The sequence below is a fragment of the Mycobacterium sp. NGS16 genome (assembly GCF_059813225.1).
Window position 1 is genome coordinate 186948 of the sequence record NZ_JCALEE010000003.1, and the last position, 14754, is coordinate 201701.

Genomic DNA, 14754 nt, shown 5'->3' on the forward strand with positions numbered 1-14754 from the left:
TAGGCTAGGCGAGGTGTCCTCCGGCATCAAACGCATCGCGATCAGCACCGGCGGTGGCGACGCTCCGGGCCTCAACGCCGTCATCTACGCCACCACCTTGGCCGCCCGCAACCGCGGCTGGGACGTCGTCGGCATCCGCGACGGCTTCAACGGGATGCTGCTGAGCGACGACTACCCCGACGGCGGGCTGATCGAGCTGACCCGCGACCGGGTGCGCGGCATCATTCATCAGGGCGGCACCATCCTGGGCAGCACCAATCGCGGCAACCCGATCGCCTACCCGGTGCAGCAGGCCGACGGCACCTGGGCCGAGGTCGACCGCACCGAGGAGTTGCTCGGGCGCTTCGCTGACCGCGGGATCGACGCGCTGGTCACCGTCGGCGGCGACGGGTCCCTGACGATCGGCAACCACCTGCACAAGGCCGGGCTGCGGCTGGTCGGGGTGCCCAAGACCATCGACAACGACCTGGACCGCACCGCGTCGACGTTCGGTTTCGACAGTGCCGTCGGGTTCGCTTCGGAGTGCATCGACCGGCTGTTCTCCACCGCCACGTCGCACAGCCGGATCATCGTGGTGGAGGTGATGGGCCGCTACGCCGGCTGGATCGCCCTGCACGCCGGCATGGCCTCCGGGGTGCACGCCATCTTGATCCCGGAGATCCCGTACCGCCTCGAACCGATCGCCGAGCTGATCAACCAACGCGCACAACGCGGTTCGACGTATTCGATCGTCTGCGTCGCCGAGGGCGCCACACCGGTGGGCGGGCAGCGCACGGTGGCGGCCAAGGCGGTGGGTCAGGCCGAGCGGCTGGGCGGGATCGGCGCCAAGGTGGCCGCCGAACTCGAGGCGCTGACCGGGCGGGAATCGCGCGCGGTGGTGCTCGGTCACCTGCTGCGCGGCGGATCGCCGACGTCACTGGACCGGCTGCTGGGGCTACGGTTCGGGGCCGCTGCGGTGCGTGCCCTCGATGAGGGACACAGCGGGGTGATGGTGGCGCTCAACCCGCCGACGGTGGACTATGTGCCGCTGGCTGAAGCCATCAGCCGGCAGAAAACCGTTCCGCCGGACTGCGATTCGATCCAGACCGCACGCGACATGGGCATCCGGTTCGGCGATGAGGAGGTTGGGCGTGGCTGAGTCGGCGACGCGTCGGGGCGACTACGGAATCGACGGATCGTTTCACCGGGTGCCGCTCGGCGGGCAGCTCGCCGTCTTGGGGCTCGGCTGCGCTGCGCTGGCGATCTACGCCGGCTTCGCCTTGGCCCGCGGACCGCACTGGGCTGCCGTGGCGGCAATCGTGCTCGACGCCGGCATCCTCGCCCAGGTCGGGCTGTACTGGCACGCCACCCGGGCCGGCAAGTTCGCGGTTTGGGAACGCATCCTCGACGGCCTGCGGCTGCGCGGTAGCGAAACGGTGCTCGACATGGGCTGCGGACGCGGTGCGGTGCTGTGCGCCGCGGCCAAGCGGCTGCCCGACGGCCGGGTGATCGGCGTCGACCTGTGGCAGGCCGACCAAACGGGCAACTCCGCGGCCGCCACCCTGGCCAATGCCGCACTCGAGGGTGTGGCCGAGCGAGTCGAGGTGCGCACCGGCGACATGACCGCCCTGCCGCTGGCCGACGCCAGCGTCGACGTCGTGGTGTCCAATCTGGCGATCCACAACATTGCGAGCGCCGACGGGCGCCGCCAGGCGCTCACCGAGGCCGCGCGGGTGCTGCGTCCCGGTGGCCGGCTGGCGATCGCCGACCTGTGGGGGATCCGGGGGCATGCCACCCAGTTACGCGAAATCGGCTGGGCCGAGGTGAGTTGGCGCAGCCTGGGTTGGCGGATGTGGTACGGCGGGCCGTGGGCCGCGACCCGGTTGGTCACCGCGACGAAGCCGGGTTGAGGTCGGGCGGTCCGGCCGTGCCCGGGCGACGACGGGGGCGGGGAGGTGATGTGTGCCCGGCTTTCAGCGACAAGGCACGTTATGTCAGGTCCGGGCGGGCGCCGGTGCGGCGGTGCTTCGAGCGGGGCGCGGCGGGGCGGGGTGCTTCGAGCGGGGCGCGGCGGTGCGGCGGTGCTTCGAGCGGGGCGGGGCGCGACGGGAATTGGCCGCCGCCGCAGCCAGATTGACATAATCGCAGTTGTCGCTGAAAGCCGGGCAACACCCCTATCTCCTGGCGTGGAGACGGCTGTGGTGGCAGTGACGAACGGGGCGGGCGAGAAACGCTCAATACCCCACCGTAAACCCATGCCGCAACACCAGATCCACCGTCACATCCGGACGCTGCGACAGCGGCCACGCCTGCACCTCGAACGCCTCGACGGCGAAGAAGGCATAGTTCACCGAAGTCTCCGGCGTGGTGCGCGACCGGTAGACGATCGCGTCCGGGCATTCCTCGGGCTCGGGCCACCAGCGCCGCACCGCATCGGCGAGTTGCTGGCAGGTGGCCCACACCGCGTCGTGCTGGCCGGTGCTGATCTGGTCGTCGACACCGAGGGCGTCCAGGTTGCGTTCGGTACGCAGGTCGAGCACCCGCAGATGCCGGGCCGCGGTCAGCCGCACCAGGTGGTGGCCGGCGTGGTCGGCCGGGATCATCAACCCCGTCAGCCGGTAGCGCTCCCGGAACGCCCCGAGCAGATCGGTTGCGGCATAACGGGTGCGGAAAGCCCCGGACGGCGGATCGAAGCGATAGCGCGGTGCGGCGAACCCCTCCCACGTCCAGGCGCCCGGATGCTCGGCGTCCAGGCGCCACAGCTGGGTCCCGGCGGTGATCCGCCGGCGGCGCAGCCCGGTCGGCCGAGTCTCGGGCAGCGGAGCCCGGTAGCCGGCGGGAAGCTCAGGCACCGAGCGCGGTGAGCATCCGCCGGGCAGCCGCCGCGGTGTCGGGATGGCGCAGCGCCTCGGCGATCGAGACGCCGCCCAGCTCGTCATGGGTGAGCCGCATGATCCGGTCGGCGGCCAGCGCGTCGGTGGTGAACCGGCCCAGCAACTCCAGGATCTCGGGCAGGTCGGCGCGCATCCGGGCGTCGTCGAATTGCCAGGCCGGGAACCAGGTCTGGTTGCCCACGGCCGCGCCGATCAGCCTGCCGCGGCTGCGCAGCCGGTGCACGGCCTGCGGCGTGCCCAGCCGCAGCAGCGCCTGGACCTTCGGGGTAGGCAGCGCCCCGGCGACGAAGTCGTCGATGAGGGCGGCGCGGCGCTGGTCGTTCAGCGCGTGGGCGGCGATGCGCTCCAAGGTGCCCTGCGGCGCAGTCGGGGCTTCCAGCAGGGCGTCGAGCACCTGGGCGAACCCGGCATCGGCGCGGGCGCGTTCGGCGACCTGGCGGGCGATCGGTGCAACGGCGGTGGGCATGGGTTCATACTACCCGCGTCGGCGCAGTATTGAAACAATTGAAACAGACGCCAGTGCGAGGATCACCGCCAGTAGCGGCCAGACACCCAGCGCGTCGACCCGATCGGCGAGCCAGGACTGCACTGCGCCGGCCGCGCGGATCACCGGATCGTCGGCGTCGGCGCCGGAGAAGTACAACCGGATCTCGTAGTAGCCGTAGTAGGTGACGTACACGCCGGTCAGCAGCACGATCACCCCGGCGATGCGGCCCACATACGGCAGCACCCGGCGCAGCGCCGTACTCGCCGAGGAGCCGGCCAGGGCCACCGCCAGCGCCGCGACCCCGACGGTGACGCTCATGCCGGCGGCGTAGGCGACGAACGCCAGCACCCCGGCCAGGGGCGACCCCTGTTGGAAGGTGGTACTGATCACCGCGAGAAACGGTGCGATCGTGCACGACAGCGAGGCGATCGCGTAGCCGACGCCGTAGCCGTACATCGACCCCAGCCGCGCGGTGGGTGTCCCGCCCGCCATCTTGGGCAGCAGCACCGAGATGTCGCGGCCCGACAGCAGCCAGGCGCCCATCGCCAGCAGCAGCACGCCGATGACCACGGTGGCGAACGGCAGGTATTTCTGCGCCGAGGCGATCAGCGGCGACACCGCCAGCCCGAAGATCCCGAACACCGTCAGGAATCCGGCCGCCATCGTCACCGTCGCCGCAGCGGCCCGGGCCAGCGCTGCCGGGCGCGAGGTGCCCCGGCTGTCGGCGATCACCAAACCCAGGTATCCCGGCAGAAACGCGAAACCACACGGGTTCAGCGCCGCCACCAGACCGGCGCCGAGAGCGAAACTCAGTGTGGCCGAGTCGATCACGACTGCGTCAGCGCCTGCACCCGCGCGCTCAGCTCGGCTTCGGGCAGCGAGCCCTTCACCACCTCGACCTGGCCGTCCGGGCTGATGAAGGCGTACGCCGGCTGGCGGGTCACGCCGAACCTGGCCCATACCGCGGCGTCGGCGTCGTTCAGCTCGGTAAAGCCGTCGACGCCGTACTTGGCGGTGAACTGCTGCAGCGCGCCCAGCTGGTCGCGGGCGCCCACCCCGACGAACGTCACCGCCGGATAGGCGGCGGCCACCCGCGCGACCAGCGGCGCGTCCTTCTGGCAGATGGGACACCATGGCGCCCAGAACCACAGCACCGCCGGCCTGCCGTTGAGGCTCGAACCGGAGAACGCCCGGCCGTCAAGGGTTTGGGCGGTGAAGTCGAGCTGGGTGCCCTCGACGGTCGTCCGCGAACCGCAGCCGGCGGCCAGCAGGGCCATCGTGGCGATGAATACGGCGATCAGCAGGCGCAGTCCAGCGACCTTGGCGTGGGGCATGCCGCCGAGTATGCCAGCGCTTCTCGCGGGCCCAAGGTCGCCGGCGGGGGAGAACCCGCGTCGCTATTTCGAACGCCGAGCGACACGGGCATGCTGGAGGCCATGAACCGACGCGAGATCACCGAGCAGATCGTGGCCGCCCGGCTGGCCAAGGGCCTGACCTGGCAGGAGTTGGCTGAGGCGATCAAGAAGCCGGTGGTGTGGACCACCTCGGCGCTGTTGGGCCAGCAGCCCATCCCGGCCGAGCTGGGCGAAATCCTGGCCGACTTGTTGGGCCTGGATCGCTCGGTGGTGCCGGTGCTGGCCGCGGTGCCGGTGCGCGGCCAGCAGCCCCAGGTGCCCACCGACCCGACCATCTACCGGCTCTACGAGGCGCTGGGGGTTTACGGCCCGGCGATCAAGGAACTGATCCATGAACAGTTCGGTGACGGCATCATGAGCGCGATCAATTTCAGCGTGGACATCGACAAGAAGACCCATCCGGGCGGGGATCGGGTGGTGATCACCTTCGACGGCAAATTCCTGCCCTACGAGTGGAATTCCGCGGACTGACCGATGACCACCCGCCGATCGCAGCAGGCCCCGCCGCTCACCGCCGACCTGGTGCTGTCCGGCGGGGGAGTGCGGTTCGTCGGGCTGGTCGGGGCGGTGGTCGCGCTGATGGATGCCGGGTACTCGGTGCAGCGCATCTCCGGGGTCTCCGGCGGTTCGGTGGTGGGCACCGTCCTGGCGGCCGCCGCCCAGGGCGATCAGCTGAACCCGGCGCAGATCAAGGAACTGGCGCTGTCGGTGCCGCTGCACACCTGGCGCGACACCGAGGTACCGGTCCCGCTGCTGGGCGCGGCCTACGGGTTCCTGCGCGACAGCGGCCTGTACCGCGGCGATGTCGCCCACGACTGGATCCGCGCTGAACTGGCGAACCTGGGGGTGCACACTTGGGGTGACCTGGCCTACGACGACGACAACCTGTTGCGTGAGCGGCGCTACCGCGCGGTGGTCACCGTCACCGACGTGACGACCGGGCAGCTGGTGCGGCTGCCGTGGGACTACCGGCGGGTGTACGGCCTGGACCCCGACGAGCAGTCCGTCGCCGATGCGGTGCGCGCCTCGATGTCGGTGCCGTTCTTCTACCGCCCGATGACCCTGACCAGCGCCGCTGGGCGGCGATCCACCCTGGTCGACGGCGGGGTGCTGTCGAACTTCCCGATCTACACGTTCGACCGGCTCGACGGCCGCCCACCGCTGTGGCCGACCTTCGGGGTGACGGTGGTGCCCGAGCTGTCCGGCGGCGATATCGGCGACATGGTCCCGGGCCTGCGGCCGCTGCGCATGTTCGGGCAGTCGCGGCTGCTGGAGAACCTGATCAGCACCCTGCTGATCGGCCACGACCAGACCTATCTGAACCAGCCCTGGGTCAGTGTGCGCGCCATCAAGGTCAACCCGATCGACGTCGGCGTGCTGGACTTCGGGATCTCCCGCGCCCGGCTCGCAGAGCTCTACGAGAACGGCTACACGGCGACGCAGGAGTTCCTGACGACCTGGGACTGGCCCGCCTACCTGGAGCGGTTCCGGGTGTCGCACTACCCCAACGGGGACCCGCCCGGCGCCGACTGAAGGCTTTAGTGGCGGTGCTTGCCCAGTTCGGCGCTGGCGTCGCCGAGCCGCACCGTGATGTCGGTATTGCCGGCGCCGTCGAGCTGCTCGCGACCGCGCAACCGGTCCTGGATCTCGCGGGCCGCACCGTTGATCCGCTCGATCTCGCTGCGGAACACGTCCGGACGGGTCTCCTTGCTGGCGTAATGGAAGTAACTGAGCAGGCTGCGCAGCAGCTCAAGCTTCTGTTTCTCCCGCTTGGCCAGGTCGTGCGTCGTCATCAACTCGACGCGGCGCACCGGAGGCAGATCCCCCCAGTCGAGCGTCACCTTGTTCTCGTAGCGGTTGCGCTTGCCGCGCCCGAACCAGCCCTTGGGCTCCTCGGGGGTGTCGTAGTAGCTGACCGTCCCGGTGAACCGCGACTCGATGCCCTCACCGAGCTCGGCCCGGTCGATCGCCGAGTCCCACACCGTGCGCCACTCCTGATTCGGTGCCAGCACCGTCAGCTCCTCGGGCAGCTGCAAGGCGACCACGTCGGCGTAGCCGTCGGACGCCGTCTCGTAGCGGGCCACGGTCGGCGGCTGGGCGAAGGAGAAGCTGATGTCATAGGCGGCGGTCTTGCCGAAGTTGCGGACCACCAGCTCGATGACGTGCCAGTCCGCGGCGTGCGGCTCCATGAACATGGCCACGTGCGGGCGGGTCTGCTCGGCGGCAGCCCGGCGGTTGCGCTGCAATTGCCGGTTCAGATAGAACAGCGCCAGCACGGTGATCGCGATCGCCACCCAGGCGGCGCCCGCCAGCCACGCCTCCGGCCCCGCGTGGGTGACGTCGTACCAGCGGTCCTCGACTGCTCCCATCGGCTATCCCCTCATCCGCCCATCAGCATGCGCCACCGGTCCAGGCTTCCGGCGCTGAATACGTAGTTGGATCGCTTGACCTCGGAGAGCGCAGCGCTCGGGTCGGCCGAATACCAGTGACCGGGAAAGACCGTCGGATCACCGGGCAGGGCGGCCAGCTGCTGCAGGCTGCGGTACATCTCGTCGGAGTCACCACCGGGGAAATCGGTGCGGCCGCAGCCCTCCAGGAACAACGTGTCGCCGGCGACGAGCCGGCCGTCCAGCAAAAAGCACTGACTGCCCGGGGTGTGCCCGGGCGTGTGCAGCAGCTCGATCTCGATGTCGCCGATGCTGACCTTGTCGCCGTGCTCATGTGCGGTCAGGTCCGTCATCGCGATCCCGGTGATGCGCGAAACCCATTGCGCCTCATGGGTATTTACGTGAACCGGAACGCTTGTACGCTCCAGTAGCTCGGCGAGGCCCTTGAGCTCGAATCCCATCATCGACCCGCCGACGTGGTCGGGGTGGTGGTGTGTGACCAGCACACCCGACAGCCGCATGCCGTCGGCCTCGATCGCGTCGAGCAGGTCCCCGGCGGCGTAGGCCGGGTCCACCACCACGGCGTCGCCGGTCTGCCGGTCGCCGATCAGGTACGCGAAATTGCGCATCTGAGTGGCCATCGGGTCCCCGACCGCGAAATCGCGTCCGGAGAGCAGCTGGCGGAAATACAGCCGGTCGGATTCGGGCACGCCCTCCAGCCTAAGGCAGGCGATTGCCGGCACGGCGGAGCCGGGCGCAGCGGGCACGTCCCGGCCGGTAACGCCGACCGCGACCGGCATCAGCCATTGCGGTTTGGTGACCTCGTGGCCGAGGTTGTAACCTTCTACAGGCTTACGGCGCCGCAGGGCCGCCGTGGGTGAGGCCCCCTTAGCTCAGTCGGCAGAGCGTTTCCATGGTAAGGAAAAGGTCAACGGTTCGATTCCGTTAGGGGGCTCGGTGGACGCCGGGCCTGCTGGCAGGTGTATTACCCGCGGCGATGTAGCTCAGTTGGTTAGAGCGAACGACTCATAATCGTTAGGTCGCCGGTTCAAGTCCGGCCATCGCTACTACGAGAACCAGCGCAACAACAGACGAAAGAGGGCAGCTGACGTGGCCTCCAGCACCGATGTGCGGCCGAAGATCACCTTGGCCTGTGAGGTGTGCAAGCACCGCAACTACATCACCAAGAAAAACCGCCGCAACGACCCAGACCGGCTGGAGCTGAAGAAGTTCTGCCCCAACTGCGGCAAGCACCAGTCGCACCGCGAATCCCGCTAGGAAACGCGAACCGTGTCGTTGGCCGAGCGCCTCGCCGGGGCGCACTACCGCTACCCCGACTATTACGAGGTGGATCGGGAGAAGATCCGGGAGTACGCGCGCGCCGTCAAAGCCGTGGATCCGGCCAGCTTCGACCTGCGTGCGGCCGGCGAACTCGGCTACGACGGGCTGGTGGCCTCGCTGACCTACATCTCGGTCTTCGGCCACAAGGCGATCTCGGCGTTCTTCGACCACGTCGGTGTCACCACCGATGACGCCCAGATCGTCCAGGTCGACCAGAAGCTCGCGTATCACAAACCGGTCACCGAGGGCGACCGGCTGTACTGCGATCTCTCGGTCGAATCGGTTCGCCGCGCGCACGGCACCGACATCATCATGACCAGGCAAGTGGTCACCAACGAGGCCGGTGAGATCGTGCAGGAGACGTACACGACGCTGGCGGGACGGGCCGGCGAGGGAGAAAAGGGTTTCACCGATGGCACTGCGTGAGTTCAGTTCGGTCAAGGTCGGCGATCAACTGCCGGAGCGGGTCATCGCCCTGACCCGACAGGATCTGGTGAACTATGCCGGGGTGTCCGGGGACTTGAACCCGATCCACTGGGATGACGAGATCGCGCAGCAGGTCGGCCTGGACACCGCGATCGCTCACGGCATGCTGACCATGGGGCTCGGCGGCGGCTACATCACGTCGTGGGTGGGGGACCCGGGGGCGGTGACCGAGTACAACGTCCGGTTCACCTCCGTGGTGCCGGTGCCCAACGACGGCAAGGGCGCCGAGATCACCTTCACCGGCCGGGTGAAGTCCGTCGACCCCGAATCCAAGTCGGTGACGATCGCGCTCACCGCCACCACCGGCGGCAAGAAGATCTTCGGACGGGCGGTCGCCTCGGCGAAGTTGGCCTAGGGGAAGCGATGGCGATCAAAACCGACATTCGGGGGATGATCTGGCGCTACCCCGAACCCTTTGTGGTGGGCCGCGAGAAGATCCGCGAGTTCGCCAAGTCGATCAAGTGCGAGGACGCCGCGTGCTACGAGGAGGCTGCCGCGGCCGAGCTCGGCTACGACGCGCTGGTGGCCCCGCTGACCTACGTGTCGATCCTGGCCAAGCTGGTGCAGGCCGACTTCTTCCGCAACGTCGACACCGGTTACACCACCATGCAGATGGTGCAGGTCGACCAAGGATTCACCTTCCACAGGCCGATCAAGGCCGGCGACATCGTCTACGCCCGGATGGAGATCGCCTCGGTGAACGAACGGTTCGGCGCCGACATCGTGACGACCCGCAACATCTTGACCGACCCCGCCGGCGACCTGGTGCTGGAGGCGTTCACCACGATGATGGGCCACGACGGCGACGATTCGGTCAACCTCAAGTGGGATGCCGAATCCGGTCAGGTCATCCGAACAGCCTGATTAGTAACTGGCCGCACCGGCGAGGTACACTCGGACCTCGGGGTTTTCCCAGCACTAGCGCGCTTTCCGTGAGGCGAACGGGGAGCGCGCGAATTGTGTGGGCCGGAGACGGTGCACAGGTGAAATCCCGGAACGCAGGTTGGCCGGCCAACCGCGAAGGGGCGTAGCTCAACTGGCAGAGCAGCGGTCTCCAAAACCGCAGGTTGCAGGTTCAAGTCCTGTCGCCCCTGCTGACGTGCCATGGTGGACAGTGGACACTGGAACTCACCCGGTGCGGTACGGCACTACGTAAGCGAGAAGAACGAAGGAGCATGCGGTGACCGACGAGCTCGACCGTCCCGACGCCGCAGCCGGCGGCGACAGCGAGGCCGACTCCCCGGTCCGCCCCGGTCGCACGGCCGTGGCGAGCAGGCAGGTCGGCGACCCGCTGCGGCCCACCGGCAAGCGCTCCCGGCGGCGCGGGGACGCCGCCGACGCAAACGGCGCCGAGCTGGAGTCCACGGCGACCGAGCTGGGTGCCGACGACACCAAGAAGGCCAAGAAGGCCAAGAAGAAGTCGGACGGGCCGTCGCGCAATCCGTTCGTCTTCGTCTTCAACTACCTCAAGCAGGTCGTCGGCGAACTTCGCAAGGTGATCTGGCCGAACCGCAAGCAGATGGTCACCTACACCGCGGTGGTGCTGGCGTTCCTGGTCTTCATGGTGGCCTTGGTCGCCGGTGCGGACTTCGGATTCGCCCGGCTGGTGCTGCTGGTGTTCGGCGAGTGAAGTTATAGGAAGGACTGACAACCGTGACTACCTTCGACGGCGATACGCCTGCGGGCGAGCCGGTCGACGTGGCGGAAACCACCGAGGCGCCTGCCGAGGCCCCGGCTGAAGAGACTGCTGAGGCTGCCGAGACCGCTGAGACCCAGGAGGTCGCCGCCGCGGACGCCGAACCGGCCGAGCCCACCGAGGAACTCGACCCCGCGGCCGCACTGAAGGCCGAACTGCGCACCAAGCCGGGCGATTGGTACGTCATCCACTCCTACGCCGGCTACGAGAACAAGGTGAAGGCCAACCTCGAGACCCGCGTGCAGAACCTCGACGTCGGCGACTACATCTTCCAGGTGGAGGTGCCCACCGAAGAGGTCACCGAGATCAAGAACGGCCAGCGCAAGCAGGTCAACCGCAAGGTGTTGCCGGGCTACATCCTGGTGCGGATGGATCTGACCGACGACTCCTGGTCGGCGGTGCGCAACACCCCCGGCGTCACCGGGTTCGTCGGCGCCACCTCGCGACCGACGTCGCTGCCGCTGGACGACGTGGTGAAGTTCCTGCTGCCGCAGGGGGCGGCCAAGAAGCAGGCGCGTGGTGCGGCAAGTACCGCGGCGGCCGCGACCGAGGGCGGTCTGGAGCGGCCGGTCATCGAGGTCGACTACGAGGTCGGCGAGTCGGTCACCGTCATGGACGGCCCGTTCGCCACGCTGCCCGCCTCGATCAGCGAGGTCAACGCCGAACAACAGAAGCTCAAGGTGCTGGTGTCCATCTTCGGCCGCGAGACGCCTGTGGAACTGACCTTTAACCAGGTCTCCAAGATCTAGTACGTAGGAAAGGAACACCCCACTCATGGCCCCGAAGAAGAAGGTCGCCGGGCTGATCAAGCTTCAGATCGAAGCCGGCCAGGCCAACCCCGCGCCGCCGGTCGGACCCGCGCTCGGTCAGCACGGCGTCAACATCATGGAGTTCTGCAAGGCGTACAACGCCGCGACAGAGAGCCAGCGCGGCAACGTCATCCCGGTGGAGATCACCGTCTACGAGGACCGCAGCTTCACCTTCGCGCTCAAGACCCCGCCCGCGGCGCGGCTGCTGCTCAAGGCCGCCGGCATCGCCAAGGGCTCGGCCGAGCCGCACAAGACCAAGGTCGCCAAGGTGACCTGGGACCAGGTCCGCGAGATCGCCGAGACCAAGAAGGCCGACCTCAACGCCAACGACGTCGAGGCGGGGGCCAAGATCATCGCCGGGACCGCCCGCTCGATGGGCATCACCGTCGAATGATCTTCGCCGAATAGACCTGAGCACGACGAAGCGGGCCGAGGAACGAGGCCCAGCGTAGGAATGCGAAGGGCTTATTCGACGAGAAATAGTCGAGTGGGAGGGCCAGCTTCGGCCCGCCGACCACAACCAACCACGAGATTGGATAACCGATGAGCAAGACCAGCAAGGCATACCGCGCCGCCGCCGAGAAGGTGGACCGCGACAACCTCTACACCCCGCTGCAGGCCGCCAAGCTGGCCAAGGAGACGTCGTCGACCAAGCAGGACGCCACCGTCGAGGTGGCCATCCGGCTCGGCGTCGACCCGCGCAAGGCCGACCAGATGGTGCGCGGCACCGTGAACCTGCCGCACGGCACCGGCAAGACCGCGCGGGTTGCGGTGTTCGCGGTCGGTGAGAAGGCCGAGCAGGCCACCGCCGCCGGCGCCGACGTGGTCGGCAGCGACGACCTGATCGAGAAGATCCAGGGCGGCTTTCTCGACTTCGACGCCGCGATCGCCACACCGGACCAGATGGCCAAGGTCGGCCGCATCGCCCGCGTGCTGGGCCCGCGTGGCCTGATGCCCAACCCGAAGACCGGCACCGTCACGCCCGACGTCGCCAAGGCGGTCTCCGACATCAAGGGCGGCAAGATCAACTTCCGGGTGGACAAGCAGGCCAACCTGCACTTCGTCATCGGCAAGGCCTCCTTCGAGGAGTCCAAGCTGGCGGAGAACTACGGTGCCGCCCTCGACGAGGTGCTGCGGCTCAAGCCGTCGTCGTCGAAGGGCCGCTACCTCAAGAAGGTCACCATCTCCACGACGACCGGCCCCGGCATCCCGGTGGACCCCACCGTCACCCGCAACTTCACGGCCGAGTAGTCACCCTTCGTCGGCGCGAGCAGACGCGAAAGCCCCCGTTTCCTTCCGGAATCGGGGGCTTTCGCGACTGCTCGGCGTGTTGGTCAGGCCGCGCTCTTGACGTAGCTGACCAGGCTGACGTCGAGGCTTTCGTCGGTGAAGTAGTACTCGCAGCCGCGCAGGTACTTCATGTAGCGCTCGTAGACCTCTTCGGACTGGATCGCGACGGCCTGGTCGTGATGGGCTTCCAGCGCGTCACCCCAGATCCGCAGCGTCTTGATGTAGTGCGGCCGCAGTGAAATCGCTTCGGGCACAGTGAAACCAGCCTTTTCGCCGTGCTCGATCATCATCTCGGTGGTGGGCAACCGCCCGCCCGGGAAGATCTCGGTCAGGATGAACTTGATGAACCGGGCCGTCTCGAACGTCAGCTTCTTGCCGCGCGCGTTGAGGTCATAGGGGTGGAAGCTGACGCTGCTCTGGATGGCCATCCGGCCGTCGGCCGGCAGGATCCGGTAGCAGTTCTGGAAGAAATTGTCGTAGTTCTCGTGACCGAAGTGCTCGAACGCCTCGATCGAGACGATCCGGTCCACCGGCTCCTGAAACTCTTCCCAGCCCTGCAGCAGCACCCGACGGGACCGCTCGGTGTCGATCTCGTCGAGCAGCTGCTGGGAGTAGGCGTGCTGGTTCTTCGACAGCGTCAGCCCGATCACGTTGACGTCGTACTTCTCGACGGCGCGCTTCATCGTCGCGCCCCAGCCGCAGCCGACGTCGAGCAGTGTCATCCCGGGCCGCAGGTCCAGCTTGTCCAGGTTCAGGTCGACCTTGGCGACCTGTGCCTGCTCCAGCGTCAGGTCCGGCGGCTCGAAGTACGCACAGCTGTAGGTGCGGCTCGGGTCCTGGAACAGCGCGAAGAAGTCGTCGGACAGGTCATAGTGGGCCTGGATGTTTTCGAACTTTGGACGCATCCCCGCCGCGCGTGTCGCTTTCTCCGCCATCTGTGACTGGTTGCCTTCCTGATGTAACCCGCCGTGACCGGACGTGTCGTGGTGTGTCGCCCGTCACGGTCAACTGTTGCAGCTTAGCCGGTCGAGGGTGAGTCGGTTGACGTGAAATGCGGCCAAGCCAGATCCGGGGAGAGTCGACTCACGCTACTTCTGCAGCGTGTACTGGTGGACGCTGTTGTACCCCTCGCGGAACAGCTTGATGCAGCCGTTGAGGTACTTCTCGTAGCGGTCGTAGACCTCTTGGCCCTGCAGGGCCAGCGCCTCCTCCTTGTGCGCGGCCAGCGCCGCGGCCCAATCCCGAAGTGTCGGGGCGTAATTCGGCCCGATCTCGTCGTCGCGCGTGCAGCGGAACCCGGCCTCGGCGGCGAACACCCGCGGCATCTCCGCCGACGGCAGCTGCCCGCCCGGGAAGATCTCCTTCATGATGAACAGGGTGAACTTGGCCAGGTCCATGGTCAGCGGGATGCCCTTGCGCTGCGCCTCGTCCTGACCGGTGATCGCGGTGATGGTGTGCAGCAGCATCCGGCCGCCGTCGGGCAGCGCGTCGTAGGCGATCTTGAAGAACTCCGGGTAGCGCTTGCGGCCGAAGTGCTCGAAGGCGCCGATCGACACGATCCGGTCCACCTTGCCGGTGAACTCCTCCCAGCCCTGCAGCCGCACCTCGAAGCTGCGGTTGCTGTCGACCTTGGACAGCTTCTCGATCGCGTACTCGCGCTGCCGCTCGCTCAGTGTGAGCCCGATGACGTTGACGTCGAACTTCTCCATCGCCCGCTGCATGCCGCCCCCCCAGCCGCAACCGATGTCGAGCAACGTCATCCCCGGGCGCAGGTCCAGCTTGCCCAGCGCCAGGTCGAATTTGGCGGTCTGCGCTTCGTCGCGGGTGCTGTCCTCACGCTCGTAGTACCCGCAGGTGTAGCCCATCGTGGGACCCAGGAACAGTTCGAAGAACTCGTTCGAGATGTCGTAGATCGACTGCAGTTCCTCGTACTTCGGTTCCAATTTCGGCATGGCTAGATTCACTCGCGA

The 14754-nt window shown here is 67.7% G+C and carries 20 protein-coding genes and 3 tRNA genes; 15 read left to right on the top strand and 8 right to left on the bottom strand.

All coding sequences use genetic code 11. The features are described 5' to 3' along the window. Window positions 1–13: 13 nt before the first annotated feature. Window positions 14–1138 carry a 6-phosphofructokinase gene (locus tag AC5Y4Q_RS10625; protein ID WP_125225998.1) on the top strand — a complete coding sequence of 375 codons (1125 nt, stop codon included), beginning with the start codon at window positions 14–16 and terminating at the stop codon, window positions 1136–1138. Next, window positions 1116–1889 carry a class I SAM-dependent methyltransferase gene (locus tag AC5Y4Q_RS10630; RefSeq protein ID WP_125225999.1) on the top strand — a complete coding sequence of 258 codons (774 nt, stop codon included), beginning with the start codon at window positions 1116–1118 and terminating at the stop codon, window positions 1887–1889. The genes AC5Y4Q_RS10625 and AC5Y4Q_RS10630 overlap by 23 nt, the downstream gene beginning before the upstream one ends. 324 nt (window positions 1890–2213) lie before the next feature. Here the strand turns inward: AC5Y4Q_RS10630 and AC5Y4Q_RS10635 are convergent, their stop codons facing one another. Genes AC5Y4Q_RS10635 through AC5Y4Q_RS10650 form a run of 4 tightly spaced genes read right to left on the bottom strand, consistent with a single transcriptional unit; the run spans window position 2214 to window position 4694 of the window. Further along, window positions 2214–2831, bottom strand: a complete 618-nt coding sequence (locus AC5Y4Q_RS10635; RefSeq protein ID WP_109535781.1) for an RES family NAD+ phosphorylase — start codon at window positions 2829–2831, stop codon at window positions 2214–2216. Beyond that, window positions 2824–3339 carry a hypothetical protein gene (locus tag AC5Y4Q_RS10640; protein ID WP_064924193.1) on the bottom strand — a complete coding sequence of 172 codons (516 nt, stop codon included), beginning with the start codon at window positions 3337–3339 and terminating at the stop codon, window positions 2824–2826. The genes AC5Y4Q_RS10635 and AC5Y4Q_RS10640 overlap by 8 nt, the downstream gene beginning before the upstream one ends. A 9-nt stretch (window positions 3340–3348) precedes the next feature. Continuing rightward, entirely contained in the window at window positions 3349–4191 is an 843-nt protein-coding gene (locus AC5Y4Q_RS10645; RefSeq protein ID WP_064924194.1) for a cytochrome c biogenesis CcdA family protein, read from the bottom strand. Continuing rightward, on the bottom strand, window positions 4188–4694 hold the full coding sequence (locus AC5Y4Q_RS10650) for a protein disulfide oxidoreductase (protein ID WP_499958901.1): 507 nt from the start codon (window positions 4692–4694) through the stop codon (window positions 4188–4190). The genes AC5Y4Q_RS10645 and AC5Y4Q_RS10650 overlap by 4 nt, the downstream gene beginning before the upstream one ends. A gap of 102 nt (window positions 4695–4796) precedes the next feature. Here AC5Y4Q_RS10650 and cynS point away from each other — a divergent pair, with 102 nt between their 5' ends. Beyond that, window positions 4797–5246 (top strand): cyanase, encoded by a 450-nt coding sequence (cynS, locus tag AC5Y4Q_RS10655; protein ID WP_442929158.1) that lies wholly within the window; start codon window positions 4797–4799, stop codon window positions 5244–5246. A 3-nt stretch (window positions 5247–5249) separates the two neighbouring features. Continuing rightward, complete coding sequence (locus AC5Y4Q_RS10660; protein WP_064924197.1) at window positions 5250–6308, top strand: patatin-like phospholipase family protein; 1059 nt, start codon at window positions 5250–5252, stop codon at window positions 6306–6308. Between the two features lie 5 nt (window positions 6309–6313). On the opposite strand, the gene AC5Y4Q_RS10665 is transcribed toward AC5Y4Q_RS10660, so the two are convergent. Then, complete coding sequence (locus AC5Y4Q_RS10665; RefSeq protein ID WP_064924198.1) at window positions 6314–7144, bottom strand: DUF8453 domain-containing protein; 831 nt, start codon at window positions 7142–7144, stop codon at window positions 6314–6316. An 11-nt stretch (window positions 7145–7155) separates the two neighbouring features. Next, complete coding sequence (locus AC5Y4Q_RS10670) at window positions 7156–7872, bottom strand: MBL fold metallo-hydrolase (protein ID WP_064924199.1); 717 nt, start codon at window positions 7870–7872, stop codon at window positions 7156–7158. A gap of 172 nt (window positions 7873–8044) precedes the next feature. On the opposite strand from AC5Y4Q_RS10670, the gene AC5Y4Q_RS10675 reads away from it, so the two are divergent. From AC5Y4Q_RS10675 to rplA, 11 genes are all read left to right on the top strand, one after another. Next, window positions 8045–8117 (top strand) — tRNA-Thr (locus AC5Y4Q_RS10675). Between the two features lie 38 nt (window positions 8118–8155). Then, a tRNA-Met gene (locus AC5Y4Q_RS10680) sits at window positions 8156–8229 on the top strand. A 43-nt stretch (window positions 8230–8272) separates the two neighbouring features. Further along, window positions 8273–8440 (top strand): 50S ribosomal protein L33, encoded by a 168-nt coding sequence (gene rpmG / locus AC5Y4Q_RS10685; RefSeq protein ID WP_013827599.1) that lies wholly within the window; start codon window positions 8273–8275, stop codon window positions 8438–8440. 12 nt (window positions 8441–8452) lie between these two features. Then, the gene (hadA, locus tag AC5Y4Q_RS10690) at window positions 8453–8929 is read left to right on the top strand and encodes a (3R)-hydroxyacyl-ACP dehydratase subunit HadA (RefSeq protein ID WP_064924200.1); all 477 of its coding nucleotides are present in this window, start codon (window positions 8453–8455) and stop codon (window positions 8927–8929) included. After that, window positions 8916–9344, top strand: coding sequence for a (3R)-hydroxyacyl-ACP dehydratase subunit HadB (gene hadB, locus AC5Y4Q_RS10695; protein ID WP_064924201.1), 429 nt, complete (start codon window positions 8916–8918; stop codon window positions 9342–9344). The genes hadA and hadB overlap by 14 nt, the downstream gene beginning before the upstream one ends. Before the next feature lie 8 nt (window positions 9345–9352). Continuing rightward, a complete protein-coding gene (gene hadC / locus AC5Y4Q_RS10700; protein WP_064924202.1) occupies window positions 9353–9853 on the top strand; it encodes a (3R)-hydroxyacyl-ACP dehydratase subunit HadC in 501 nt (166 codons plus the stop codon). A gap of 157 nt (window positions 9854–10010) precedes the next feature. After that, a tRNA-Trp gene (locus AC5Y4Q_RS10705) sits at window positions 10011–10083 on the top strand. Window positions 10084–10169: 86 nt separating this feature from the next. After that, complete coding sequence (gene secE, locus AC5Y4Q_RS10710) at window positions 10170–10619, top strand: preprotein translocase subunit SecE (RefSeq protein WP_064924203.1); 450 nt, start codon at window positions 10170–10172, stop codon at window positions 10617–10619. Window positions 10620–10642: 23 nt separating this feature from the next. Then, the gene (gene nusG, locus AC5Y4Q_RS10715; protein WP_064924204.1) at window positions 10643–11434 is read left to right on the top strand and encodes a transcription termination/antitermination protein NusG; all 792 of its coding nucleotides are present in this window, start codon (window positions 10643–10645) and stop codon (window positions 11432–11434) included. A 25-nt stretch (window positions 11435–11459) separates the two neighbouring features. Then, window positions 11460–11888, top strand: a complete 429-nt coding sequence (gene rplK / locus AC5Y4Q_RS10720; protein WP_064924205.1) for a 50S ribosomal protein L11 — start codon at window positions 11460–11462, stop codon at window positions 11886–11888. Between the two features lie 149 nt (window positions 11889–12037). Further along, window positions 12038–12745, top strand: a complete 708-nt coding sequence (gene rplA, locus AC5Y4Q_RS10725) for a 50S ribosomal protein L1 (RefSeq protein ID WP_064924206.1) — start codon at window positions 12038–12040, stop codon at window positions 12743–12745. 83 nt (window positions 12746–12828) lie between these two features. Here the strand turns inward: rplA and AC5Y4Q_RS10730 are convergent, their stop codons facing one another. Both AC5Y4Q_RS10730 and AC5Y4Q_RS10735 read right to left on the bottom strand, forming a co-directional pair. Next, complete coding sequence (locus tag AC5Y4Q_RS10730; protein WP_065019234.1) at window positions 12829–13719, bottom strand: cyclopropane mycolic acid synthase family methyltransferase; 891 nt, start codon at window positions 13717–13719, stop codon at window positions 12829–12831. 153 nt (window positions 13720–13872) lie between these two features. Further along, complete coding sequence (locus tag AC5Y4Q_RS10735) at window positions 13873–14736, bottom strand: cyclopropane mycolic acid synthase family methyltransferase (RefSeq protein WP_064920034.1); 864 nt, start codon at window positions 14734–14736, stop codon at window positions 13873–13875. Between the last annotated feature and the right edge of the window lie 18 nt (window positions 14737–14754).